The 23,054-nt window shown below is 54.1% G+C and carries 26 protein-coding genes, 1 tRNA gene and 1 pseudogene; 15 read left to right on the forward strand and 13 right to left on the reverse strand.

Annotated features, from left to right (window positions below):
• Nucleotides 1-52: 52 nt before the first annotated feature.
• The 8 genes from JCM25354_RS04285 to JCM25354_RS04320 form a co-directional block, all read right to left on the reverse strand.
• Nucleotides 53-1,585: a peptide MFS transporter gene (locus JCM25354_RS04285; protein ID WP_025885090.1), complete on the reverse strand. Its 1,533-nt coding sequence runs from the start codon at nucleotides 1,583-1,585 to the stop codon at nucleotides 53-55.
• A gap of 66 nt (nucleotides 1,586-1,651) precedes the next feature.
• Nucleotides 1,652-1,798 carry a hypothetical protein gene (locus JCM25354_RS21295; protein ID WP_159103445.1) on the reverse strand — a complete coding sequence of 49 codons (147 nt, stop codon included), beginning with the start codon at nucleotides 1,796-1,798 and terminating at the stop codon, nucleotides 1,652-1,654.
• Nucleotides 1,799-1,801: 3 nt separating this feature from the next.
• Nucleotides 1,802-2,713 carry a DnaJ C-terminal domain-containing protein gene (locus JCM25354_RS04295; RefSeq protein WP_025885091.1) on the reverse strand — a complete coding sequence of 304 codons (912 nt, stop codon included), beginning with the start codon at nucleotides 2,711-2,713 and terminating at the stop codon, nucleotides 1,802-1,804.
• A gap of 117 nt (nucleotides 2,714-2,830) precedes the next feature.
• A complete protein-coding gene (locus JCM25354_RS04300; RefSeq protein WP_025885092.1) occupies nucleotides 2,831-4,354 on the reverse strand; it encodes an efflux transporter outer membrane subunit in 1,524 nt (507 codons plus the stop codon).
• Nucleotides 4,355-4,356: 2 nt separating this feature from the next.
• Nucleotides 4,357-5,268 carry an efflux RND transporter periplasmic adaptor subunit gene (locus JCM25354_RS04305; protein ID WP_025885093.1) on the reverse strand — a complete coding sequence of 304 codons (912 nt, stop codon included), beginning with the start codon at nucleotides 5,266-5,268 and terminating at the stop codon, nucleotides 4,357-4,359.
• Nucleotides 5,269-5,364: 96 nt separating this feature from the next.
• Complete coding sequence (locus tag JCM25354_RS04310; protein WP_025885094.1) at nucleotides 5,365-5,559, reverse strand: DUF1656 domain-containing protein; 195 nt, start codon at nucleotides 5,557-5,559, stop codon at nucleotides 5,365-5,367.
• A gap of 272 nt (nucleotides 5,560-5,831) precedes the next feature.
• Nucleotides 5,832-6,263, reverse strand: coding sequence for a phage holin family protein (locus JCM25354_RS04315; protein ID WP_025885095.1), 432 nt, complete (start codon nucleotides 6,261-6,263; stop codon nucleotides 5,832-5,834).
• A gap of 133 nt (nucleotides 6,264-6,396) precedes the next feature.
• On the reverse strand, nucleotides 6,397-6,675 hold the full coding sequence (locus JCM25354_RS04320; protein WP_025885096.1) for a hypothetical protein: 279 nt from the start codon (nucleotides 6,673-6,675) through the stop codon (nucleotides 6,397-6,399).
• A gap of 74 nt (nucleotides 6,676-6,749) precedes the next feature.
• Between JCM25354_RS04320 and JCM25354_RS20940 the strand changes: the two genes are divergently transcribed.
• The 12 genes and pseudogenes from JCM25354_RS20940 (at nucleotide 6,750) to JCM25354_RS04380 (ending at nucleotide 16,036) form a co-directional block, all read left to right on the forward strand.
• Entirely contained in the window at nucleotides 6,750-6,962 is a 213-nt protein-coding gene (locus JCM25354_RS20940) for a hypothetical protein (RefSeq protein WP_051537215.1), read from the forward strand.
• Entirely contained in the window at nucleotides 6,941-7,858 is a 918-nt protein-coding gene (locus tag JCM25354_RS16580) for an ABC transporter ATP-binding protein (RefSeq protein WP_084294631.1), read from the forward strand. Before JCM25354_RS20940 ends, JCM25354_RS16580 begins: the two co-directional genes overlap by 22 nt.
• A gap of 111 nt (nucleotides 7,859-7,969) precedes the next feature.
• Nucleotides 7,970-8,941, forward strand: a complete 972-nt coding sequence (locus JCM25354_RS19885; RefSeq protein WP_025885097.1) for an extracellular solute-binding protein — start codon at nucleotides 7,970-7,972, stop codon at nucleotides 8,939-8,941.
• Nucleotides 8,938-9,351 carry a hypothetical protein gene (locus tag JCM25354_RS19890; RefSeq protein WP_025885098.1) on the forward strand — a complete coding sequence of 138 codons (414 nt, stop codon included), beginning with the start codon at nucleotides 8,938-8,940 and terminating at the stop codon, nucleotides 9,349-9,351. Before JCM25354_RS19885 ends, JCM25354_RS19890 begins: the two co-directional genes overlap by 4 nt.
• Entirely contained in the window at nucleotides 9,344-9,847 is a 504-nt protein-coding gene (locus JCM25354_RS04340; protein WP_025885099.1) for a YcgN family cysteine cluster protein, read from the forward strand. Before JCM25354_RS19890 ends, JCM25354_RS04340 begins: the two co-directional genes overlap by 8 nt.
• Before the next feature lie 56 nt (nucleotides 9,848-9,903).
• Nucleotides 9,904-10,514, forward strand: a pseudogene (locus JCM25354_RS22150) (M48 family metallopeptidase).
• A gap of 57 nt (nucleotides 10,515-10,571) precedes the next feature.
• Nucleotides 10,572-10,657: transfer RNA gene (locus tag JCM25354_RS04355), tRNA-Leu, on the forward strand.
• 90 nt (nucleotides 10,658-10,747) lie between these two features.
• On the forward strand, nucleotides 10,748-10,966 hold the full coding sequence (locus JCM25354_RS19905; protein WP_148301372.1) for a DUF6538 domain-containing protein: 219 nt from the start codon (nucleotides 10,748-10,750) through the stop codon (nucleotides 10,964-10,966).
• 65 nt (nucleotides 10,967-11,031) lie between these two features.
• Nucleotides 11,032-12,336 (forward strand): tyrosine-type recombinase/integrase, encoded by a 1,305-nt coding sequence (locus tag JCM25354_RS16600; protein ID WP_148301373.1) that lies wholly within the window; start codon nucleotides 11,032-11,034, stop codon nucleotides 12,334-12,336.
• An 89-nt stretch (nucleotides 12,337-12,425) separates the two neighbouring features.
• Nucleotides 12,426-13,745 (forward strand): hypothetical protein, encoded by a 1,320-nt coding sequence (locus JCM25354_RS19910; RefSeq protein WP_025885104.1) that lies wholly within the window; start codon nucleotides 12,426-12,428, stop codon nucleotides 13,743-13,745.
• Nucleotides 13,746-13,844: 99 nt separating this feature from the next.
• Nucleotides 13,845-14,147, forward strand: a complete 303-nt coding sequence (gene mobC, locus JCM25354_RS04375) for a plasmid mobilization relaxosome protein MobC (protein ID WP_025885105.1) — start codon at nucleotides 13,845-13,847, stop codon at nucleotides 14,145-14,147.
• Complete coding sequence (locus tag JCM25354_RS04380; RefSeq protein WP_025885106.1) at nucleotides 14,144-16,036, forward strand: relaxase/mobilization nuclease domain-containing protein; 1,893 nt, start codon at nucleotides 14,144-14,146, stop codon at nucleotides 16,034-16,036. Before mobC ends, JCM25354_RS04380 begins: the two co-directional genes overlap by 4 nt.
• 43 nt (nucleotides 16,037-16,079) lie before the next feature.
• Here JCM25354_RS04380 and JCM25354_RS04385 read toward each other — a convergent pair whose 3' ends face one another.
• The 3 genes from JCM25354_RS04385 to JCM25354_RS04395 all read right to left on the reverse strand — a co-directional run bounded on the left by JCM25354_RS04385 (nucleotide 16,080) and on the right by JCM25354_RS04395 (nucleotide 18,038).
• Nucleotides 16,080-16,940 (reverse strand): hypothetical protein, encoded by an 861-nt coding sequence (locus JCM25354_RS04385; RefSeq protein WP_025885107.1) that lies wholly within the window; start codon nucleotides 16,938-16,940, stop codon nucleotides 16,080-16,082.
• Nucleotides 16,937-17,329, reverse strand: coding sequence for a hypothetical protein (locus JCM25354_RS04390; protein WP_025885108.1), 393 nt, complete (start codon nucleotides 17,327-17,329; stop codon nucleotides 16,937-16,939). The genes JCM25354_RS04385 and JCM25354_RS04390 overlap by 4 nt, the downstream gene beginning before the upstream one ends.
• 70 nt (nucleotides 17,330-17,399) lie before the next feature.
• Nucleotides 17,400-18,038: a hypothetical protein gene (locus JCM25354_RS04395; RefSeq protein WP_025885109.1), complete on the reverse strand. Its 639-nt coding sequence runs from the start codon at nucleotides 18,036-18,038 to the stop codon at nucleotides 17,400-17,402.
• Between the two features lie 199 nt (nucleotides 18,039-18,237).
• Here JCM25354_RS04395 and JCM25354_RS04400 point away from each other — a divergent pair, with 199 nt between their 5' ends.
• The gene (locus tag JCM25354_RS04400; RefSeq protein WP_025885110.1) at nucleotides 18,238-18,798 is read left to right on the forward strand and encodes a recombinase family protein; all 561 of its coding nucleotides are present in this window, start codon (nucleotides 18,238-18,240) and stop codon (nucleotides 18,796-18,798) included.
• Between the two features lie 118 nt (nucleotides 18,799-18,916).
• On the opposite strand, the gene JCM25354_RS04405 is transcribed toward JCM25354_RS04400, so the two are convergent.
• Complete coding sequence (locus JCM25354_RS04405) at nucleotides 18,917-19,753, reverse strand: macro domain-containing protein (protein ID WP_025885111.1); 837 nt, start codon at nucleotides 19,751-19,753, stop codon at nucleotides 18,917-18,919.
• A gap of 10 nt (nucleotides 19,754-19,763) precedes the next feature.
• Nucleotides 19,764-20,330 (reverse strand): TIR domain-containing protein, encoded by a 567-nt coding sequence (locus tag JCM25354_RS04410; RefSeq protein ID WP_025885112.1) that lies wholly within the window; start codon nucleotides 20,328-20,330, stop codon nucleotides 19,764-19,766.
• A 216-nt stretch (nucleotides 20,331-20,546) separates the two neighbouring features.
• Here JCM25354_RS04410 and JCM25354_RS04415 point away from each other — a divergent pair, with 216 nt between their 5' ends.
• The gene (locus JCM25354_RS04415) at nucleotides 20,547-21,104 is read left to right on the forward strand and encodes a recombinase family protein (RefSeq protein WP_035446713.1); all 558 of its coding nucleotides are present in this window, start codon (nucleotides 20,547-20,549) and stop codon (nucleotides 21,102-21,104) included.
• Between the two features lie 214 nt (nucleotides 21,105-21,318).
• Entirely contained in the window at nucleotides 21,319-22,962 is a 1,644-nt protein-coding gene (locus JCM25354_RS04420; protein WP_025885114.1) for a DUF6538 domain-containing protein, read from the forward strand.
• Nucleotides 22,963-23,054 lie beyond the last annotated feature (92 nt).

A 23,054-nucleotide genomic window follows, 5' to 3' on the forward strand; every position in this document is an offset into this window, starting at 1 on the left:
GGAACCCCACCGGAACCTGACAGACAGGAATTCCCTGACAACCCGGCAGGATCTAGTCCTCGACTTCGAGCGGCATTGACGGACGGACATCCGGAACAGGAAAAAGCCCACTGGCAAGCACATGCTCACGATCCCAGCGTTTGGCGAGAGGCAGCAGACAGATCAACAGCCCTGTCAGCACCAGCCCCGCGATGAAGAGATCGCGAAAGAGCGGTACATAAAGCGCTGCTGCCGCCGCTCCCGTCGTTGGCTCACCGCTGGCCGCCGCGAAATTGGCCACAAGACTGCCTGCATACATGGCAATGCCCCAGAGAAGATAAAGCGAGCCCATCATGAAACCGCTGTTCTCGGCTGCCGTATAGCGAGCGATAATAGCTAGCCCCAGCGCCATGGTCAGCAACTCCGCCACTGATATCAGCCCGTATCCCAGCACCATTACCCAGGCCGATACCAGATTCTGGGCGTGGGAGGCTGCGATCCACCAGATAAGAAAGCCCAGCGTAACCAGACCGAAACCAAGCACCATTTTATGGGCCAGTGACAAGTCACGCCCCTGTGCAGCCAGTCGGTTGTAAAGTGCAGCTAGAACAGGACTGGCAAGCATGATCCAGATCGGATTAAGCGCCTGAAACTGGCCGGCACTCAGATGCACCAGCGTCACGCCACCGATGCGGAGATCGCCATCAACCGCCCGCAGAGCGAAAAGCGTAAGCGATGTCATCATCTGCTGATAGAAAATCAGATAGGCCATGCTTTCGAGACAGAGAAGGAAAGTTAGACGCAGACCAGGACGCGCTGCCGTCTCGGAACGCAGATAAAGACGTCCCCAGAGAAAAGCGATGGCAAGGCTCGCAACCCATACACAAGCCCGCGCGATATCAGGACTGGCGATAATACCGGTCAATACGGCCACTGTTAGCGCAAAACCACCCAGAACGAGCAGGAAAGGCCTCATCTGGAACATGCCCTGATCAAGTGCCGAACCTGCATGGTGAATCCAGCGACGACGCCAGAAGTAGTAGAGCAACCCGACAACGAGACCGCCCGAGCAGGTCAGAAAAGCGCTGGCAGGCCCATAGCGATCCTGAAGGAGCGGGGTAATCAGCATCGAGACGGTCGAACCCACATTGACCGACATGTAATAGATGGTGAAGGCAGCATCGAGCGCTGCATCATCACCCTCATAAATGCGTCTTACCAGATTGGCCGCATTCGGCTTGAACAGCCCGTTGCCAGCCGAAATCAGCGCCATGGCGAAAAACAGCAGAGCCCGATACTGATCGGCCAGAGCCAGAGCCGCATAGCCAAAAACCAGAGCAAACGCGCCCATCAGCATGGTTCGGCGCGGCCCCAGAATACGATCGCCCGCATAACCGCCGAGAACCGGCGTGATATAAGTCAGACCGACAAAAGCCGCGATCATGACATTGGCCGATACATCGCTCAGACCGAGCCGCTGCACCAGATAGAGCGTGAGAACGGCCTGCATGCCGTAATAACCGAAACGTTCCCACAGCTCGATGGCGAATACGACAGAGAAGGACTGTCGCCGCGTCGGCAGCTCGGAAAGGGAGGATGAACTCATACGTAATATTCCGGGCAAATGAAGATCAATCGCCCGGAGATATCACACTCCCCAGTCTGGGAAAGTCTAAAGTCCTGCCCAGACCCCTGAGATTTTCATACCACCATGACAGAGCATGACGAGCAGGGCTGTGAAAAGGAGTGCCACGACCGCCCCCATGACTTCACGAGTGAAGAGCAGTCTCCAGTCAAAAGAGATGCGTCTTGCAGCCATGAATCAGGCTTTCTCACTCTCATGTGCCTGTTGTTCGGCCAGAAATGCCTCCAGCGCCGGATCAACCTTGCCAATCTTGACCTGCAGCATGACGTAGAGATTGCCAGCCTTGTGCTTGCCGTGTTCCGCTACTCCACGACCTCCCAGACGCAGCACAGTCCCCGTATCGGAATGCGGCGGCACTTTCATCGTGACCTGCCCTTTGGGAGTTGGCACCACAATCTTGCCTCCCAATATGGCTGTCGTCAGATCAACCGGGATGCTTGCCCGTAAATCACGCCCTTCACGCGTATAGACTGCGCTCGGCGTAACCGAAATCGTTATCAACGCATCGCCGGATGACGCACCTTCCCCCATACCGGGGGCTCCTTTGCCACTTAGCCGGAGTGTCTGCCCATCCTCGATCCCGGCAGGAATCCTGACTTCCACGGTCCCGGCCTCAGGCAGGGTGACACGACTGGTCGTTCCGAGCACTGAATCCTCGAAGGAAATGGTCAGCGTATAGGAACGATCTGCCCCTCGACGACTACGCCGACGGCCTCCAAACCCACCCTGACCAAAATTGCCTCCCGCTCCACCACCGCTGAACATGTCAGAGAAAAAAGCGCCCAAATCCTCCTGACTGAACTGACCATCCCCCCCATGAAACCCCTGGCCGCCACCAAATCCGCCCGGCCCGAATGGGCCTCGTTCATTGCCTTCGCCATCGATTTCCCCACGATCGAAGCGTGCCCGCTTTTCCTTGTCGCCGAGAATGGCATAGGCTGCACCGACTGCCTTGAAAGCTTCTTCCGCTTTCTTGTCGTTCGGATTGTGGTCCGGATGATGTTCCTTGGCGAGCTTGCGATAGGCGCTGCGGATTTCCTTATCCGTGGCGCTGCGCGTCAGGCCAAGCGCTGCATAAGGGTCTTTCACGCCTGTTTCTCCTCGTTATTTCTAAATACCACAGAATTCATACGTTTTATGTTGGTTCCGCACGAGACAATTCAAGAGCGCCCGATATATCCGAACTCTTAGTTTCCTCGGAAATCTTTAACGGGAAAATGCCTTGGCCAGGATACTCTGCTTGGCAGCATCGATTGGCAAGGCCGTGTTGCGGAGCGCAATCCCCTGCCACCCTGCCCCCATCGCCGTATAAAGCGCTACCGTATCGTGCAGACGCGCCGTACGCGCCACAGCTTCATGATCCTGGGCGTTGAGAACTGTACGCTGTGTCGTCAATACGTTGAGGTAATCCGTGAGCCCCGCAGCATAGAGACGACGCGCACGATCGGCCGCAAGTCCGCTGTCAACAGCTGCCTGATGAAGCTGGGACACATAGTGATCATTATGCAGCCAGGAGGTCATGGCATCCTCGACTTCGCGAAAAGCATTGAGCACGGTCTTGCGATAGGTCAACCGGCTCGCTTCGGCACGGGCACGGGCTTCGACCACCTGTGACGTGAAGCGACCACCATGCATGATGGGAAGAGTAGCCAACATCATGAACGACCAGCTCATCGCATTGACCTGAAACGCCTGATACATCGCCGAAGCATTCGGGTTGAACGTCAACGGTATGGAAAATTTCGGATAAAGCTGGGCGACAGCCACACCGATACGAGCCGTACTCTCAGCATAACTCCGCTCCGCCGCACGGATATCGGGGCGATTGGCAACGACAATAGAAGGCAGCGTTGCAGGAAAACGGGGCATGACAGGCAATGAAGCGACACCATTCGGAAGCGCCTCAAGCTCGGATTTGAGATCACCCGGCATATCCCCGAGCAACACGCTGACACCGTGGCTCAGGGTATCTATCTGTGCCTTCAGAGGCTCAAGTGAAGCCAGCTCACTGTCCAGCTCGCTCTGCGCCTGCGCGATCTGGAGCGTATTGCCGATACCTTCGAGATAAAGCCGCTTGGTCAGATCGACTGCATTCTGCGCATTCTTGACATTGGCCTGAGCAATGGCAAGGCGCAATTGCGCACCGCGCAGGGAAATATAGGCCCGTACCAGATCTGACAGGAGAGTCATCAGCGTGGCACGCCTGTCTTCTATACTGACATCGATGGCGCGCTCGCTTGCTTCGACCTCGCGGCGTATCCGACCGAACGCATCGATCTCCCAGCTGGCCTGAGCACCATAGGTCAGAACAGAGGCTTCAGGGCGGTTCTGCGGATTGCCGGGACGGATCGGCCAGTTGTCGATATTGATGGAGTAACGGCTCGACCCGCCACCTGCATTGGCATCCAGTTGAGGATACCATGCCGACGCGGCTTCCTCGCGCATTGCACGCCCGGCAATGATACGCTGATCAGCAATAAGCAGATCATAATTGCCCTTGATTGCCTGTGCCACCAACCGGTTGAGAAGCGGGTCATTGTACTGCCCCCACCACTCCTTCATTTCCGCTTCGGTACGGGCAATCTCTTCCGTCGTTGCCGCGTGATCCGTCTCGACAAACCCGTCTGGCAGTTTCATGCGATCAGGTTTGTAACTCGGCCCTACCGTGCATCCGGCAAGCAGCGAAGTCGCAACGGCAAAGACAGCCAGCCTATGTGGGAGCGCGGTCATGATCAGAGATGGTTCTGCAGCCAGGTCGTCAAACGACCACGTTGCCCCTGTGGCGGTGTACCGACAGTAACCGTACAGGTCATACCGGCAGCAAGTATGACTTCAGGCGGCACCCGGTCGAGATGGATACGAACCGGTATACGCTGCGCCAGACGTACCCAGGTGAAGATCGGATTGACGTCCTGCAGGCCAAGCTTGTCGGGTGATCCATTCTGGTCATTGATGCCACGGGCGATGGAAACCACATGGGCCGGAATGATCTCGCGGTAACCCATGAGCTTGACGCGCGCCACATCGCCGACATGTACACCCCACATCTTCGTCTCTTCGAAATAGGCATTGATCCAGAAGCTGTCGGCGTCGATGACCGCCATGCGCGACTGACCCTCATGCGCATAATCCCCAACCCGCAGATTGAGATTGGTGACGTACCCTTCGACCGGTGAATAGACGATTGAGCGCTGCAGATTCAGACGCGCCACATCAAGCGCGGCCCGTGCTGCATTCACCGCGTCAAGCTGGGTTTCGACATTCGAATTGTAAATCTCTTGCTCTTCAGCTGAAACAATTCCGTTCAGCCCCATGCGACGTTTGGCATCATTGCGACGCAGCTTCAGATCTTCTTCCGCACTGGCCAGATGTGCTTCCGCCTGCTTGATGGCCAGACGAAATCTGACAGGATCAATGACGAACAGCGGATCGCCGCGATGGACGAAATCGTTGTCGTGTACCGGAACGCTGACAACAGTACCTGATACTTCCGGCGCTGCATCCACAACATAGACGCGCACACGCCCATCACGGGTCCAGGGTGCGATCATGTAGGTTTCCCACAACGTGTAGCCCAGGAGAATCGTTACCCCGAGTACCGCGAGTGTCAGGAAAACGCGGATCAGCGTACGGGCGAGCAGCACGAAGAATATTCCTTTTCAGAGAAGAGCGGCAGAAGAAGATACGGCAGGAGATTGAAAGAGCATGATTCTGCTCTCCCGCCGGATACTGCGCGCCTCTCAGACATAAAGCACCATCAGGCAGAGGACACAGACATAGAGCGCCACTTCGAACAGGGCGACATGCCAGAACCACTCAATGGCGCCCGTACGCCAGAGTAGGAAACGAATGAAGAGCGTTACAGGAATAGCAACCAGAGAATAGACTGCAATCGGAGAAATAAAGACGCCGAAAAGATCAAACTCTGCGAGCATCTGCTCTTCCTCACCCCTTCCAATTTACAACGTTTCGGGATCAGGAGGAGGAAAGCATAATCCGCTCAGGCGAGAAAGCGCTGCTTTTCTTCATATCGCCGGGACGCGGATACCAGTTGACCAGACCTGACTGAACCCGGAAGTGCTCAACGTGATCACGTTGAGCATCCAGAGCTAGGTCATAGGGGAAAGAACGTCTGACTGCCAGAAGGTAAAGCTGAATTTTACCTTAGATTTTCAGCAACAAACCTCACAACCAGGTTACAGACGCCTTATTTCCGCGTGAAAATATTCCTGAGGATTTCAAAAACCTGCCTGCCGGTAAACCGCCCGATAGGACCAACAAGCAAACCAGCGATAGTCGAAAGTGCGAGGGTCTGCTTGAACTCTATCATCTTGCGATCACGACGGAGGCGCGCTTCGAACTCAACCGGGTCAGCAATGTTACGCGTGCCAAGCAGGGCAAATATAATGACGAAGAGAAGGTCCAGCCCAAGCACAGAACAGGCAGCCGCGAACGCCGAGAAATGCAACACACTGAACGCGAAGGCCCAGAGCACCGCATGGAACGACACAAGTGCGAAGAGCCCGAAAATGGCGGCAATGATAAAGTAGGCGACACGACGGCCAATGCGCATTGCTACGCGCTGCATCACCTCGCCCTGAGCCTGAAGGGCTTCCTGCCCGACATCTATGACCTTCATGGAGTTTCGCTAGCCTTTATCGTGTAAGCGTGACAGGGGCGAACTAGCAAAGGTCAACCGGCAACAGACCGGCCCACCTTGCCACCCCCGAAACGGGTTGAAAGGAAGGCCGCCCTGCTCGGGATGAAACGGCCTACTTGGAAATACGTCCTGCAATAAAGCCAATGACAGCAGAAATCAAAACTGCCGCGATTGGACGAGCCCTCACGCTGGCTTCAGCGTTATGAAGCTGAACGTCCTTGATCTTGTGTGCATTGGCAACAGCCTGATCGGCACGGCCAGCGACATCGAGCAGAGCTGGATTGATACGGTCCTTGAGCAGCTGCTCGAGCTGGTTCTTGAGGGTATCGATCTGCTCCTGGGCTGATTTGGCCGTAAGATCGACAGTATCCTTGACGTCTGATTTGCTCATGTCACAACTCCTTGCGCGGTATCAACCGCGTTTAGTGGTTTAGGTTCAAACGTTCCGGACAGTGGCGAGGTTTCATGTCGGCATCATCACGCACGCGCAAATCGGTTCTGTTCGTCGAAGCTCTGGCGCTTGCCAGTGAGTCACATCCCTTTTCGCTCAACCTGCATGCCGGTGAGGCACTCAGCCTTCTTGGGGAGGATTTCAGCGCGATCAGTCTGTTCTGCGACATACTGGCAGGTTTCAGCAAACCCGCTCAGGCAGGATTATGCTCGACGACCATGACATAGCTTCCCTTCTCCCCGAAAGGCGTCCGATCGCCCTCATATCATCACGCGACCCGGTTTTCGGCCACCTGAATGTGGCAGAGAATATTGCATTCCCCCTGCGGGTACGAGGCAACACAGCCCAGGAAATCAATGCCACTCTTGCAAAGGTTCTGGCGCTTGTCGGTCTCGATGCATTGAGCAATGACGATGCCTCTCAGCTCACGCCCGAGCAGGTTCTGCGCGTCAAGCTCGGCCGGGTTCTGGCCTATGCGCCATCTGTCGTGATTATGGACAATATTATGGAGGGGCTCGATCTGCGCGCCGCTGCAAAAACACGACAGCTGATCAGCCGATTGCACCGTGCCCTAGGTCTGACCCTGATCTACGCTGCCAGAAATCGTGAGGATGCCTTGTGGCTGGGTGGACGCATCGCCGTATTTGACGGTCAGACACTTCTGCAATGCGCCGATGCCGCCACCCTGCTTGAAAGACCGAGCGATCCCCGCGGCGCAGCTCTGTTTGGTGAAGCCAACCTGCTGACAGGTCGTGTTCTGAGAATTGATGACGACATCGCCCGTATTCATCTCGCTTGTGGGGGCGTGGTCGAGGCAATGGCTGACGCCGCTCTGACAGAAGACGCGCTGTGCACAATATGCATACGGCCCGACCGCATGACGCCTCTGCTCGGCGCACCTTTGGCCGGAGATGACGAGCCTCCCCCTCTCCTCGCAACCATTCAGTCCATACTCCATACAGGTGAACATATCCGCTTCAGGCTGCGTCTGGCAGATGGCGCCGAAATCGAGATGCGCCGACCATCCCTGCAATCGATGCGAGGCATGACCCAGGGGACCGCACTGCAACTTGCATGGCAGGCTAGTCAGGCTGTGGCCTTTCCCATGAAAGACGATCTATAAGAGCAATCCTGCATCAACCTATCCCGGGAAGGGTATTACCTGCTCGCGTCTCCACCTCCTCCCAGACAAGGCTGCAAGCGCCGTGCCCTGCGACGAAGCGTAGCATGGGCTATGGTGATGACACTTGGCATGCCTTTCATGGCTCTGGCGACATCCCATCATGGTGCCCATCACATTGTTCATCACTCAAAGAAAAAGAAAGCGACCCGACCGGTTGTGACCCGCCCGGTGCTGGCCGTCCTGTCTGGCAGCATAGAAGCCCATTCTCTTCTCATGCCTGACCAGCCCTACCCCCTGCGTGAGTGGGATGGCAGCCTTTCCTCACTGAGAGAGACGGCGCTCGGCCGATCGGTACCCTGGCTTGCAGTGATGGTCGATAATACCACGCTCTATGCTGCCTGCCGTGACGGACTGGTTCAGACCTATCCGGCGCCATCTACCCCACAGCCTGCTGGCCAGTCGCCATGCGGGATTCAAGCTGGCGAGGAAAGCATTGTTCTGGCATGGGACCGTGGAAGACTGGGGGACAATGCCCCGGACTGGGGCGATTTCTGGGATATCGCGCGCCACCCCGGAAAGCGTGCTCTGCGTCTGGACCCGCGCGGCACTCTGGAAATCGCGCTCATGGCTGACGGTGTTGCCCCCAGAGACATCTATGGCGTTCTCTCCTCACCTGCAGGCATTGACCGTGCCTTTCGCAAGCTCGACCAGCTACGTCCCTATCTCGTCTGGTGGAAAACTGCTGAAGAAGCCAGCCGTATCATGAATAGCGGGGCCGCGCTGATGCTTTCAACACCCTACGACCGTCTGGCGGATAACGGACCACGCGCGTCCTTTGCTGTACAGTGGCGACAATCCCTGCGCCAGAAACTTTCCTGGGCAATCCCGCGCAATGTGCCACCGGAACAGACCGACGCTGTCATCAAGATGCTCAGAGACCAGACACCTTTGCATGACGATACACAGGACGCCCCCCAGGACGGCCGCAACCTCGGCATTCTGGCGATCAATGACAGTTTCTGGGCCGTCAATTTCGATGCGCTGCAAAAACGCTTTCAGAGCTGGCTGACCGCAGCACCATGATGATTGATCTGGGGCTCCTTGTCACAGGAGCTGTGTTCTGTCTGGTTCTTCTGGTTTTCTTGCGACTGATCCTGTCCGAGGAATTTTCAAAAATTCTTTTCGCAGGCGCGTCGGGCGGACTGATCGGGGCATTCTGGCTCAGCAATGCTCTCATCGACCCTCTGCATAGAATGGCCATGCTCATGGCCGGCTTTCTGATAGCGCCCTTTTGCGTCCTCCCGATCATCTATCGTTTGTCGGGACGGGTAAAAGGACTTTCACGTTCGGCATCAGGACTTGGTGCAGGATGGTCAACACGGATGCGTCTTCTCTGGCTCCCCTTGTTGCGCCTTCCCGTCGCCCTCTCTTCTCTTTCTTTTGCGCTCTGCCTCGTGCTTTGCCTGCTCCTGACAGGACATTCCCATGGCTGACGATATGTTACGTTTCTGGCAAACGACGCCTCTTTCGGAAATGAGCAAGGAACAATGGGAATCCCTGTGCGATGGCTGTGGCAAATGCTGCCTGCACAAACTGCGCGATGACGAGACTGACGAGATCTATTTCACGAATGTGGCGTGTCGCCTGCTCGATCTGCATTCCTGCCACTGCTCAAGCTACGAAACGCGCTTTAGGAAAGTTCCGGATTGCGTTTCCCTTACCCCGGATATTCTGACCACCATCGACTGGCTGCCGCCGAGCTGTGCCTATATTCTGATCCGTGACGGGCAGGATCTGCCCGACTGGCACCCGCTCCGCTCCGGCTCTGCTGAATCGGTGCATGAGGCAGGGATCTCGGCCCGCGACAAGATAATCAGCGAACGTAAAGCCGGATTGCTTGAAGACCACATGGTTGAGTGGCCAGCAGATATTCCGCCGGGAGTTGCACGCAACCGCCGCAAACGCAACACACACAAGCCTAGCAAATGACAACACCGGGCCAAAATCTGGTCTGGCATCGCTCTGCACGGGCACGTCGCCTTTCCATGCGTCTGGATCCCGCACGACGACAGGTCATTGTTACCTGCCCTGCTTCCATATCACTCAAACGCGCGCAGGATTTCGTTTCATCCCACTCCGCATGGATCGACGAAAAACTTGCTGCCCTGCCGGATGCTCTTCGTCTCGTTCCGGGCAAGACGATCACTATCAACGACCATAAGGTTCTTCTGCATCATCTCCCCGATCAGCATCGCCCGGCGCTGCTGATCGGGGATTGCCTTGCAATTGGCGGCCCGATTGACCGTTTCGAGGCTCGCGTATTGTGCTTCATCAGACAACAGGCGAGAGCAACCCTTCCCGAACAACTCAGTCAGCATGCCATAATTATGAACAGCACGCCAAGCAGCATTGTCTGCAGCAATGCTCGAACCGTTGGGGAAGCTGTACCCGCGCTGGCCGGTTGATGCTGAACTGGCGCCTCGCTTTGATGCCACAATATGTACGCGATTATGTCATGATCCATGAACTTGCCCATCTGACACATTTCAATCACAGCCCCGCTTTCTGGCGGCATGTGGAATGCTTTCACCCCGAAAGACGAACAGCCCAGAACTGGCTCAGGGAACATGGCGCAGGGATATTGGCTCTTGGTTAGCAAACAGCAGGGATTTTCACATCCTGCACCACGTGCTAGAGCACAAACCGGTAATGTGCGAACTTGGCGGAATGGTAGACGCACGAGACTTAAAATCTCGAGTCCGTAAGGGCGTGTGGGTTCGAGTCCCATAGTTCGCACCACATAAAGCATTGAAATGATTGTGTTTTTCAGGTTCCCGCAACCTGAACCCGGTGTTTTGCTACATCCGGGTGCCCCATCATGGCCTTGCAATGCTGGTTCGACGCCCTGCCGGATATGCTTTCAGACGTGTCATTCCGACACATCTGCGTGAACTGATGAGACGACGCGAGCTCTGGGTCACGCTCGACACGAATGACAAATCGCTTGCAAAAAGCCGGGCCTGTGCAATCTCTCTGGCCACGGACCGGCTGTTTTCAGGAGTGCATCGCGTGACGCAGGAGTCTTTCAGGACATCAATGATTCACTGAGAGAGAGCGTCGATGACCAGCTCCGGCCTCTGCTCGACAGTCTCATCTCTGCCTACGAAAGTGAGTTGTCAGCGCTACGGTCCCAGTATCGCGTCATGAATGCAGAACACCTGCTCCATCGTATGCGGGACCACAAGCAGTTCATGACCTTCGTCGATACAGCGAAAGAGTCTGTAGAAGAGCTCCAGACCATCGTGAAAAACTCTCCCGCATTCGACGTGCAGGAGAAGATGTCTGCCATCCTCGGTCACTTCAGCAATATCGAGACCTGGACCAAGCCGAAGGAGCCAGAGAAAAGCCCTCTGTTTTCCGAGGCCAGCGAAGCCTTCATCCTCGCCTCCTCCCAGAAATGGAAGGACGCCGACTTCAGAGGTTATCGCAATGTCATCAGGCGCTTTCTCGAAGTCTGCGGAGACAAGGAGATACGCCTGTACACCGGCGCCGATGCCGGACGGTTCAAGGAGGTTATGGAGAAGCTTCCAGAATACCACGGCAGAAAGAAAAACGACAAAAGGACCGCACTCGAACTGGCAGAAGAGTCGACCCGGCTCAAACTCAGGACGGTCTCAGGCAAGTCCGTCAAAAACAACTTCTCTCGCCTGTCTGCCATCTGGCGCTATTATCTCCTGCGAGACCTCGTGGACAGAAACCTGTTCACAGGCTGGTCATTCGACACGAAGAAAAAACTCCGGCGCATCCGCTGGAGCGATGAGTATCTTGCCCAATTGGCAGAAGCTCCTTTCGAGATTGCCACATCCATTTCAAAGGAGACGTTTGGCTTCATCGTTGGTGTCGGCGCCTATACGGGTATGCGGGTGGAGGAAATCTGTCGCCTCCGCAATCAGGACATCATGACCCTCAGGGGCATCCCCTGCATCGTCATTCAGGAGCATGAAGCTACAGAGGGAGAACCCTGGACCGAATGGAACCCCAAGACCGAAGCTGGCACACGGGTTGTTCCTGTCTGCCAGCGACTGATTGACGAGGGCTTTCTCGATTTCGCCATGCGTTCGAAACAGGCGGGTCATACCTATCTGTTTCACGAGCTGAGCTTTTCAGGGAAGGACAAGAGACGGTCGGGGCTTTTTGGCAGGAACTTCTCGACCCACAAGAAGAGGCTGGGAATCCCTGCCACGATGGTTTTCCACTCCTTTCGTCACTACGTCTCCACCAAGCTCCGCAATATCCACGAGCATGGCGAGGGTGGTCTGCGTGACGTGTGGATTGACAAGTTCCTTGGACATGAAGGGCAAAGCCGTTCGGTAGGCATCAAGGAATATCTCGATGAAATCGAGGTGGAAAACCTGAAGAAGGTCGCCGATGCTGTCGTCTATCCCGCGTTCTGGCGCATCAAGGCCCTGCAACAATAGACAGACAGTTTATTCGTCTCCCTGACGAAATATACCGCAACTGCTCCTACGAACAGGCCAAGGCTGAAATCAGCAGACGCTGGAAGCGTGTGAAACGTAAAGCCCGAGACAGGGATATTCTCCTGCTGGGTATGACAGCGCTGGAACTGCATGAGGATGAAACACCCCATTATCACATTCAGCTCTATGTCTCATCTGAACACAGGGCATGGGTCGAGGAAGAGATACTCAGCGCCTTCCCCAATGAACTCGACAGACGAGATGAGGCTATCAAGGATATCCGTGATGTCGCCAGAGCGTCACGTTATACGACCAAGGACCATGGCAAGCCTGAAACCAGCCTGACCTTCATCGGACTGAGGAAAGACATCAAGCGCCGTTACCGGGGTGTATACGAGGGCAAGGACACCGGCACTCTCTCTGAATGGCGTGTCAGTAGAGCCAGACAACTGATGAAACAGAAAACCTTAGGAGGGGCTGTTCTCCTGCTTCTGCGTGGGCTTGCTGATGAGAGACTGAACAGGCTGTCAGCTCGCCATCCTGATTTCCACTATGCCGGAACCGATACCCAGAGACTGCAAACCATGCTCCTGCATACCCTTCATTTCAGGGTGGTGAAGGATTTCAGGGTAACAAACACACCCAGGGTTTCCATGATTTCGAAGGCGCCGAAGCAGGAGAACATAGTCTCTCACTCTGGTCCTGTTCCAAAGTGTTTATATAAGAACCAAGAAGGTGTTCGAGCCTGCGGTCTGCCTTGCGAATGTATGGGATTCCTTGGACAGCCCCCTCCTGGAAGAGATACGCTTATGGCCCACTGCACCCGTTATTTTACCAATGATGATATGAGACTCATCTATTCCCTTGAGGGACAGCAGGTTATCCAGACAAAAACCGATAGAGTCTTTGAAGTCGAAATCCGTCTGGAAACAGGCACAATCATTACGGCATCCCCTGACGAGGAAATAGCACCTTTTATCGATGACACATATGGGTTGTTCGTGAAGTTTGTTGACTTTCGCGATACGTCGAGACGTATCCAACAGACGAAGGACGATGATTTACTCGACCTCTCTATTGCAGGGCCTATCCGCAACGTTTGGGCTCTACGAACGGCGTTTGCCTTTTACGATATCTATACGTCCCCCAATAATGAGTATCTCCGCATCGATACCGAGCAACTTCCTCTCTACACACAGGAGTGGGTATCAAACTTCCATCCCGACCTTGTTCCTGATTACGCTGATTATGCCATCATCGATAATGGTATCGTTCTGGATGTGGCGGGAAAGGCTGTATGTCTGGCAATCTTTGATAATGGCTTTCACATAGAACAGACCTTGAATAACGTCTCCGATATGTTTGAAGAACCATTCAGGTCTCAATACGCCGTACGCAAACTGTTTTAATGGGTCCGCCAAGGCGTAGCCTTGATTGAACGGATATCGTTGGACGCTCTCCTTTGCATAACCCGGTGTCACAATAGTCCTCAGAAATGAGGACAGCTTATGAGAACGGAGACATTACACATCCGGATCAGTCCGGAGGAACAGGAGAGATTAAAACGTATCGCAGGACCACGCAGACTGTCTGTCTGGTGTCGCAGGGTTCTGCTGGACGAACTGGCTGGAGGGATTTCGATTGCACAGGAGCTTCTGGCCCTGCGTCAGGAACTCTCAGCCATGGGAAATAACCTCAACCAGATTGCGAAACGTCTGAATGCTGGCGAACAGGTGGAGATCGCCTCCAAGCTTCCTGAGCTTGATGACCTCAAGGCCCGCATCAATCGCGTTCTGGGGAGAGTCAGATGATACTCAAGAGCAACCCCATCAGGACCGCATCCGGTTCCGGCGCCATATGGCATCATCTCGTCGGGAAGACCGGCGACAATGAACGCATCGAAGTATGGAAGGGCAGACGTCAGAACATAGAGGACTGCATTGCGGATGCCACGGCTTTCGGTCGCGTCAATGCTGTCCAGCATTTCCAGCTCTCATCACGCGAGAAACTGACGACGGAGCAGTTTGCAGACTGCATCACCATGCTGGCGCAGGAGTTCGGGTTCACCGCGTCAGATGTTGCCCTTGCCGTCATCCACACCAAGACACGCCATGATGGCGAGGCTGATAACCGCCATTGCCATATTCTCGTTCGCACCACGAACGCAGAGACAGGCAAGGTTCTGGATGTGTCACACCGCTATGAACGTCAGGAGAAAGTCGCGCGTCTGTTCGAGCTGAAGCACGGGCTGGAGCTAACCAAGGGACGCCACAATTTGGCTGTGTATCACGCCGTTCCAGAGGAGTACCGCGAGAGATTACAGACGCTCTGTGAGGGGCCTCTCCCGAACTCAGTCCTCTCCGACCCGCAATCCAGACGCAGTCAGAGACAGGGAGGAAAGCCGTTCGACATCAAATATGTCCTGCGTGACCTCTATGCCGGAAGCACAGACTGGCAGGCCTTCCAGAGTGCGATATCTTCGCAAGGCTGGTCTCTCATGGCAGGAGACAGAAAACCAGACGTGGCGCTTCTCAAAGACGAGCATGGCGTTATCGTGGGCTCACTCTCCCGCCTGCTTGGTGTTCGCAAGGCAGAGTTCAGCGCCTTCGTCCTCGGTCATGAAACATCTGAACAGAGCGTGATACGTCAGGGACGTAAGGAAGGCATAGCCAGCCCTGGCCCCCGTGACACATCACGAGACCCAACTGGCAAGGGGGAAACCCCCGTTGACCCCTCTGATGATAAACATGGAACACCTTCACTAGACCCATGCAAACCCTCTGAGGATTCCGTCAGCACAGCACCTGAACCGGCAAGCGGAAGAAAAATATCAAAGCCTGTTCTGAGAATCGGCGCCTCCGTTGGGAGTGTGGCTGGAACTGGAGCCATACCTGGGTCATCCCCCAAAACACGCGCCAGCATTACCCGTGGCATGACACAATCAGAGGTGCAGGCAGTCATCGATTTCAACGAGGCTCAGGCAGAGAAAGAACACCAACTCCGCGACCATCTCCATAACCAGAAGCGCTTTGCTGACCTGCTGACCGAGCTGGCCGAGAGCTTTCAGTCCCGCTGGTCCCATCTCCCAGCCGAACCTCATCCCGACCCAAAATCGCGTGATACAGCGTATATCAGGACTGGCCATGAGAAGCGTCTGGCTGGATTGAGACAGGACTGGCTGGATGCAGAAGCCCGCGTCACCCTATGGACGCCATGGCACAGAGTAGAAGCTCGCAAGGCCAGAGCCGTCTTCGATGAGGCGTTGGACGCTCTCGGCTATCACCGACACGATATCGGCAAGCTCGATATGAACGATGACAGCAATTTCTTATATGCGATGAAATGGATGGCGGACTGGATTGTGAGCAGTCGCGCGCACAAGCACCGCGACTGGATGAACCTGCCTGAGGTGAAGGACTATCTGAGAGAGAAGCAGGCCCTGAAAGAGGTTCTGGCCTATCTCGAAGAGACGCAGGATAACGAGGTCATGCAGATGGCCCGCATCAACCTTCTCTCTGCCAAGGCCCGTGTCACCACATTGCGCCAGAGAGCGGGGAAGCAGACGGTGGAAGCTCGTCATATGCAATCAGGCACAGGCGGAGGCGACAGGACACGCAATGCCTCACAGGCTCTTCCACCTATCCGTCCCACATCAGCCAATACCCGCCCGTCCCTGTCTGGCATCATGGGTATTGTGTGAGGGGCAAGTCAGCCGAGGGGATAATTCCCCCCGGATGACAGCGTCAAAGCTCGGGCTTCAGCGATGACGCCTTGCCGAGTTTCGCATCGACGGATGCATTGAGTTGCTTGAGTAATTCGCTCGCCACCATGCGCTCAGCCCGCATGTCGTGCAGGTCGAAGCTGATATGGCCGATATTGGCCGGATTGCCTGACACGCTCTGGAGACGCACCTGCAACAGCCCTGCTTCTCCCGGCACGTCATAGGTCGAGACATCCTCGCTTCGGGGCGAGACAGCGTGAATCACCCCCTCAATCTCCTGCCCCGCCATATTGGCATAGAGCTGGCGACTGGCTTCCCCATAGGGTCCGGGAACTGGCAGATGCAGACCGTATTTCCCGGCGACTTCCTCCTGAAACGTTGCAAAGGTCGGAGCGCTATCGGGAGCAAAGGAGACATTCCGCTCTATCTGTGTGACCACCGACCCCATCACAGGCGCGGAGAGCGTTATCTCGATGGTGTCATCGCCTTTGGAGCATTGCATCTGCCTCGGGAAGAATTGCGTCTCGACATGCGCGCCCTTGTAGGTGGTGGAGATGGCCGTGTTCACGATGTTCGGGTCACGCTGACACCAGTTCCTGAGCGTCTGCGTGGCCTTATCCTGCGTCATCCCCAGAGACAGACCAAGGATACTGGCATTCCCCAGACGATTGCCCAGAGGCATGTAGGAGAGCGTCTGTTTCAGATGCACCCCGCCATTATCCTCGGGAGGCTGGGCCGACCTGTCTGACAGGCCGAGCAGTTTGCCACAGGCAGGGCTTATCATGCCCTGATTACGCGCCAGCATGCATTCGGTCATGGTCTGGGCCTGAGCCGTGAGGGGCATCGTCAGGACGAGGAGGGCAAGAGCGTGCTTCATGGTCATTGCCTCACCCCGCTACCACCGCTGATATGCTTGACGGCAAAGCGATGGGACTGAACGATGTTGTTCCTCAGCGTGACATCAAGGGATTTGCTCTCATTATTGCTCCGTGTGCCGAGGAAGCCGAGACCCACAGCCTCCTGAGCCAAGGAGAGGTTATCCTCCCGGCCAGACGTGTAGGCATAGCTCCAGATGGTGGCCCCGTTCTCCTGAGAGATTTCCGAAGGCGCACCGAAACGACGCTGGACCTCATCACCAGTCGTGACACCATCATGGATGACGCTATCGACCTCCGATGCCGTGAGGTTTTTCATGGAAGCATCACCAGCCGAGGCACAGGCGGTGAGACCTGCAAGCATGAGCACAGAGAGCAGAGAACCGAAGGGTCTCATGGATGTCAGTCCTTATGAGGTGGGGAAGAGAAAGACGAGGCGCCGGAACGGCAAAGCCTGCCACTGTGCGTCAGGCCGAAAGCGACTGTTGAAGCTCGGGGTCATTCGCCACGGCTTTCTGAATGACGGAGAGGGCTTCGCTCTGATTGTCCCGTATCATCCGCATGCGATGCATGGCGCCGATAGCGACCAGAACCAGACACACGAAGAGACCTTTGAAAAAGGCGCCGGTACCAGCGTCGCTGTATGTAAGGGGGAAGTACAAGGAGACGCCGAACACCACAGCCAGCACGGCGAGATATTTCAGGGTCAGGCGCTTGATGCCATGGAAGGTCAGAGCACGAGGTAAATCCATCGGATTGGTCCATAGCTTCTGGAGCGTCCGGTTATGCATCACGACATGACCCGTTGTGGTTTGACCACCGAGCCCCGCCCAGAGAACACGCACTTCCTGACCCTCTCGCAGGGGATAGTTACCCCTGCCCTGCCACTCACGGCCCGAGGGCGCGATGACCCAGAAGCTCTGGTGATGGGTGGTATGGACATTGACCCTTGGCGCATCCACCTGAAGACCGCCGGGTCCGCAATCCCTGACCTGTCCTCCCGAGGTTGTGGTGTGGGTGTGGGTCTCGGTCCATGACCGCAGACCGCTGACCCGTCCCTGGATTCCGTAAATCCAGACCTTGCGACCGAAAATCTCGACATCCATGCCGGGTGCATCCCCTCCGATAAACAGGGGAAAAACAGACGCTCATTCCGAACAGAACGAGGTCGTCACACACCCTGTGCAGTGCTGAACCTGCCCCCAGGATATCCCGTAAACACCTGATTCTGTTACGATAATGGGAGGATGGCGAAACCGGGTGCAGACGTACCGAAAAGCTGTCCCGCAATGACAGGACGGGAATATGGGAAAATATGGCTATGCGAGGGTAAGCACATCGCGACAACAGACAGACAATCAGGTGAGCGACCTGCTCCGTGAGGGCGTGAGCGAGGACAGCATCGTGACCGAGACCATCTCGGGGGCGACCTCATGGAAGACGCGACCGGCGCTCAGGAAACTGGTGCGAAAGCTCCATGCAGGAGACACGCTCATTGTGGCCAAACTGGACCGGCTCGGGCGCAATGCACTGGACGTGCTGACCCTCATCGATGTGCTGAAAAAGCGAGGCGTGGCGGTGCGTATCCTCAATCTCGGCATCGACACCTCAGGCGCCGGAGGCAAGTTGTTCCTGTTGCTTCTCGCAGGCTTTGCGGAGTTCGAACGCAACATCATTCGTGAGCGCGTGCTGTCTGGGCTGGAAACGGCAAAGGCGAAAGGAACACGTTTGGGAAGACGCCCCTCCCTGCCCGAGGAGGACCTCGCTCAGGCCAGACGCCTTAAGGCGCAGGGGCTGTCAGCAAGGGAGGTGGCAAAGCTCCTGCACGTCTCCAAGATGACGGCATGGCGAGCCATGAACTCCTGAAAACCTTATCACAAACCCCGTCCCGTAATCGCATGACCGGACTCACAGCCATGCAAAATTGGACTATTCCCAAAACAGGTGTTTTTGGGACGAAAATGACTATAAGAAATAAAAATAATTAGACGCCGTTTCTAACAGATTTGATGTCCAGAAGATTTATTTTTTCAATCTTATCTGCACTTATAACGATAGTTAGTTTTGCGGGATATTTAAATCTCATTTCACTGATCCTAAATGTCCATAGCATTATTTTCAATAAATCTTCGTCTGAAATATTTTTGTGTCCCTTTATTCTGGTTATTCCAGACCCAAATATAGTAGTGGAAACATTTTTTTGAGCGTATATTTTATTTACCTCATCCCAAAAATTTACTAAAAATTCCAGATATTCAGGCATTGTTAGAAATGCTCTATTACTTGAATCAAATTTAGAAAATGCAGTCAAAAGATAATCTTCATATTGACAAATTGTACCAATTTTAAATTTTTTTTTGTTTCCGTCCAATCTTTTTTCATTACAAGAAAATTCTTCTTCAGATTCAAACTTATAATTTTTTATATAAGTGTTCAATTCGGACGCTGTAATATTAAGATATTTGTTTATAAAAATACCATTGAGAGAATTTTCAGAAATTATTTTATTATCTACTTTGGTGTCGAAATATTCGTTGAAAGCAATTGCCTTCAATCCATTTTGCTGAAAAATATCTCCAACCTTGATGGCAACATCACTCCCTTCAACATCAATCGTTATTGAATTTAGATTTTTAGACCATATCCATATTATTAAATAGCAGCATAGCAATAAAAACACAAAAATACATCCCAGCTTTATCTTCCACTCTGCCGGGATATCAATAAATAATACGACAGCTGAAATTGCACTACTCACTGCCGATGTTGTGGTGAGAAAAATCTTTACAATTCTTTTGTCAAAAAATCTTACCCTAGCCACAATACTACCCTTACGATGCCTTAAAATAGAAAGTATTGGGATTTGTTTTACTTCCGACCATAAAGTCGCTATCTTTCAGTGACTTTATTATAACATCTTTATTCATGGGGACATGAAGTGTTGGTACTTTTCCCATTGAATCCCTAAAAATTGGAAGATTGTTCCATAGATTTTTTACTGAGGTTTTTAATTCATTGTTGATCAATAAATCTGCTTTGGTGGAGTACTCAGGATAGACTACAATAATTGGTAGCCCTTGATTGTTTATCCCGTAATCGATTTCCTCTCTAAGAGCAGAGGAATTTTTTGTAAAGGAACTAAGTATTAAAATGATATTTTTTGACTCGCGAATCCTTTCTCGCAACCTCGGTTTTAATGTTAACTCCCAATCACTTCCATCCCGCACATTATAAGTTTTTTCATGCGCGTCTACAAATGGAAAAGTCGTATCTCCTCCCTTCCACATTTTCAAGGTATTATAATATTGGAAGTCCTTAGTTGCATGAGCTCCTAAGGCACTAGCATGGAACGGTTCGGAAACATAAAATGCTGTATAGTTGGCATTTCTATAGGTCATGACCTTGCCTCAAAAGTATTGATTATAGAAAGAAGATACTAAATCTACGTCCCACGATAGGAAAAGTAAAGTAAATTATAATATTTATACCCTCACTCACAGATTTTTGATTTTCTTCCGCTACATTGCCGCTCTATATCAAGAGATATAACGGTGTTATAAAATCGCAGAAAATGGACCACCATAAATCCCCGCCAGAACTATAAGGGGAATTGTGTGAAATATGGCTATTGCAGAGTATCGACTTTAGGACAGGATTTACAGGAACAGAAAGACGCTTTGATGGCCTTAGGTGTCCCAAGGGCCGACATCTTTAAAGAGAAGATTTCCGGCGCCGTGAAATCTGATGACAGACCACAACTCGCGAAATTGCTGAAGAAACTCCAGACAGGTGACGAGCTTGTCGTCATGAAGCTCGACAGGCTCGGAAGGTCCACCCTCGACATCCTGACCGTCCTTCAGAATATCAGACAGCAGGGCATTGCCATAACCATCCATGGGGTTGGCACCATCAGGGATGACATGATGGGAAGCCTGACGATGAACCTCCTCGCCTCTTTCGCCGAGTTCGAACGCGCCCTCATCATTGATCGCACCCAATCTGGCAGGAAGAGAGCCATGGAGAGTGGCATCAAAATGGGCAGGAAACCCAAGCTCAGCAGGCAAGCCCAAGAAGCTATCCCTAGGCGCTATGGAGAAGAAACCGGGACCGCATTAGCCAAGGAGTATGGGGTCGGACTGAGAACCATTCAGCGCCTCGCAACACGCATTTGACGCTTGAGGATGTAGCAAACTCTGCTACACTCTAGTGCAACATCGCTTGAGAAACATGGTTGTTTTTCAGTGCCTTATCAGGGTGCGTTTCGAACCTGTATGGTTTCGAGTCCCATAGTTCGCACCACTATCTCATTGAAAATCATAGGTTTTTTGGCTCTCGACGCGTTAAACCGGGGTTTTTCCGGAATTCTTCCCAGAACGGGAAAGTTTGATGCTGCGTCTGATAGGGTCCCGCTACCATTTTCGCAGGGCCGTGCCGAAGGATATCCAGCCTCTCCTTAAGCGGTCCGAGATCTCCCTTTCGCTTGATACTTCGGCTAAACTCGAGGCTCGCAGACGGGCGGCACAGCTATATGACCGGACCGGACAGTTCTTCGACAAGGTGCGCGCCATGAGTGACTCGAAAGCCCGACCGCCCACACCAGACGAGATCATCACTTTTTATGAGAGCTTCGTTCGCGATACCGAGTCTGCCCATGCCATCAAAATGCGCCTGCTCGAACTCAAGCATGAAAGGGAAATGACAGAGGTTCAGGTACGCTTCCTCGAGTTCAACAACCTCGTGACGCGTTTTCTCTCCATCATCGGCCCCTATCTTGCCAAGGATACCGAGCGGCTCGAAACGATGCGGAAAATCGTGAAGAAGGATCTGCCTGAAGCGCGTGCGGAGGCCGCCAATCTGGCCGCTCAGGTCGATCTCCTGAAAAGCATCGTCGTCGACATTGGAACCGCTACGAAGAGCGAACCTATCGCCCCAGTGCCGCTGACTGCTGAACCAGACCCACGCAAACCATCCACGCCGAGGAAAAAGCTTGCAAGCTCCGGTTCCCGCTCAAAGCTTCTGACGGTCAGCATGGCTGCGGAGCGTTTTATTTACCCAGATACCAATCGCTCGGAGGATACGAAACGCGGCACGCGCAAAGCGCTTAACCTGTTCATCGATGCCTTCGGCGACATGGAGGCCGAACGGATTACCGGCGAGACGGCAGGCGAGTTCCGTGATCTCCTCTTCCGCCTTCCCTCCACCCATGGCAAGGAACGCAACGGCCGCTCGATCCGTGACGAGGTCGCTCGCGCTGAAACCGAGAAGCTCGAGACCATCAGCGCCAAGACGGTCAAGAACCACTTCTCTCGTCTCTCCGCTCTTTGGGCGCTCCTCTTGCAGCGTGATCTGGTGTCACGCAACGTCTGGGCAGGCTGGGACTACCATGTCACGAAGAAGGTCGAAAGACGCTGCTTCAGCGACGCTGAACTGGCGCAGCTCAGTGCGACACCATGGTCAAGCCGCATACCCTCTGCACGCGCGGCAGCCGCAATCATCAATGTTGCTGCCTGCACAGGTATGAGACTTGGTGAGATCTGCAACCTGCGCTGCACCGACATCGAGATAATCGAGGGTGTCGCCTGTTTCCAAGTCCGCCCGCACAGCGAGACTGGATGGTCCCCAAAGACACAGGCTGGCACACGCATCGTACCAATCCACCCTGAGCTGATTGCAAAGGGTATTCTGTCTTTCATGAAGCCCGATCAGGTCTGGCTATTCCCGGATCTGGTCGTCACAAAAACGGGCGACCGCTCGACGAGCTTCTCTCAGGCCTTTGCGCGCCTACGAAGCAGAGCCGGTCTCCCCAGGGAAGTCTGTTTCCACAGCTTCCGGCACACAGTCTCGACCAAGCTGCGTAATACCGGGCATGAACTGCGCGAAATCTGGATTGATCGTCTCCTGGGGCATGAAGCGACGCATCGCAGCCAGGGGACCATGAACTACACCTCCACGATTGACGTCCCTAACCTCAAGCGTGTGGTCGAAGCGATCAGTTACGAGACGCTTGATCTAGCAATTCCCGAAAGTTGAGCAGAGATCCGTCTCAATATTTCCAGGTGGTCCGCTTTCGCCTACATGACGGACATACGTGTCTATAAGCTGCTTTCCGAAAAGTGGACATG

The sequence above is a fragment of the Asaia prunellae JCM 25354 genome, from assembly GCF_000613885.1.
GTDB lineage: Bacteria > Pseudomonadota > Alphaproteobacteria > Acetobacterales > Acetobacteraceae > Asaia > Asaia prunellae.

Coding starts and splice junctions, on each gene's coding strand:
- JCM25354_RS19885 (WP_025885097.1), top strand. CDS start 7,970: ATGGTGATGACACTTGGCATGCCTTTCATGGCTCTGGCGACATCCCAT.
- JCM25354_RS04340 (WP_025885099.1), top strand. CDS start 9,344: ATGGCTGACGATATGTTACGTTTCTGGCAAACGACGCCTCTTTCGGAA.
- JCM25354_RS04395 (WP_025885109.1), bottom strand. CDS start 18,038: ATGGATGTCGAGATTTTCGGTCGCAAGGTCTGGATTTACGGAATCCAG.
- JCM25354_RS04315 (WP_025885095.1), bottom strand. CDS start 6,263: ATGAAGGTCATAGATGTCGGGCAGGAAGCCCTTCAGGCTCAGGGCGAG.
- JCM25354_RS04300 (WP_025885092.1), bottom strand. CDS start 4,354: ATGACCGCGCTCCCACATAGGCTGGCTGTCTTTGCCGTTGCGACTTCG.
- JCM25354_RS04380 (WP_025885106.1), top strand. CDS start 14,144: ATGATACTCAAGAGCAACCCCATCAGGACCGCATCCGGTTCCGGCGCC.
- JCM25354_RS04400 (WP_025885110.1), top strand. CDS start 18,238: ATGGGAAAATATGGCTATGCGAGGGTAAGCACATCGCGACAACAGACA.
- mobC (WP_025885105.1), top strand. CDS start 13,845: ATGAGAACGGAGACATTACACATCCGGATCAGTCCGGAGGAACAGGAG.
- JCM25354_RS04390 (WP_025885108.1), bottom strand. CDS start 17,329: ATGAGACCCTTCGGTTCTCTGCTCTCTGTGCTCATGCTTGCAGGTCTC.
- JCM25354_RS04285 (WP_025885090.1), bottom strand. CDS start 1,585: ATGAGTTCATCCTCCCTTTCCGAGCTGCCGACGCGGCGACAGTCCTTC.
- JCM25354_RS19905 (WP_148301372.1), top strand. CDS start 10,748: ATGCTGGTTCGACGCCCTGCCGGATATGCTTTCAGACGTGTCATTCCG.
- JCM25354_RS19890 (WP_025885098.1), top strand. CDS start 8,938: ATGATGATTGATCTGGGGCTCCTTGTCACAGGAGCTGTGTTCTGTCTG.
- JCM25354_RS04420 (WP_025885114.1), top strand. CDS start 21,319: ATGCTGCGTCTGATAGGGTCCCGCTACCATTTTCGCAGGGCCGTGCCG.
- JCM25354_RS16580 (WP_084294631.1), top strand. CDS start 6,941: ATGCTCGACGACCATGACATAGCTTCCCTTCTCCCCGAAAGGCGTCCG.
- JCM25354_RS21295 (WP_159103445.1), bottom strand. CDS start 1,798: ATGGCTGCAAGACGCATCTCTTTTGACTGGAGACTGCTCTTCACTCGT.
- JCM25354_RS04320 (WP_025885096.1), bottom strand. CDS start 6,675: ATGAGCAAATCAGACGTCAAGGATACTGTCGATCTTACGGCCAAATCA.
- JCM25354_RS20940 (WP_051537215.1), top strand. CDS start 6,750: ATGTCGGCATCATCACGCACGCGCAAATCGGTTCTGTTCGTCGAAGCT.
- JCM25354_RS04410 (WP_025885112.1), bottom strand. CDS start 20,330: ATGACCTATAGAAATGCCAACTATACAGCATTTTATGTTTCCGAACCG.
- JCM25354_RS04310 (WP_025885094.1), bottom strand. CDS start 5,559: ATGCTCGCAGAGTTTGATCTTTTCGGCGTCTTTATTTCTCCGATTGCA.
- JCM25354_RS04385 (WP_025885107.1), bottom strand. CDS start 16,940: ATGACCATGAAGCACGCTCTTGCCCTCCTCGTCCTGACGATGCCCCTC.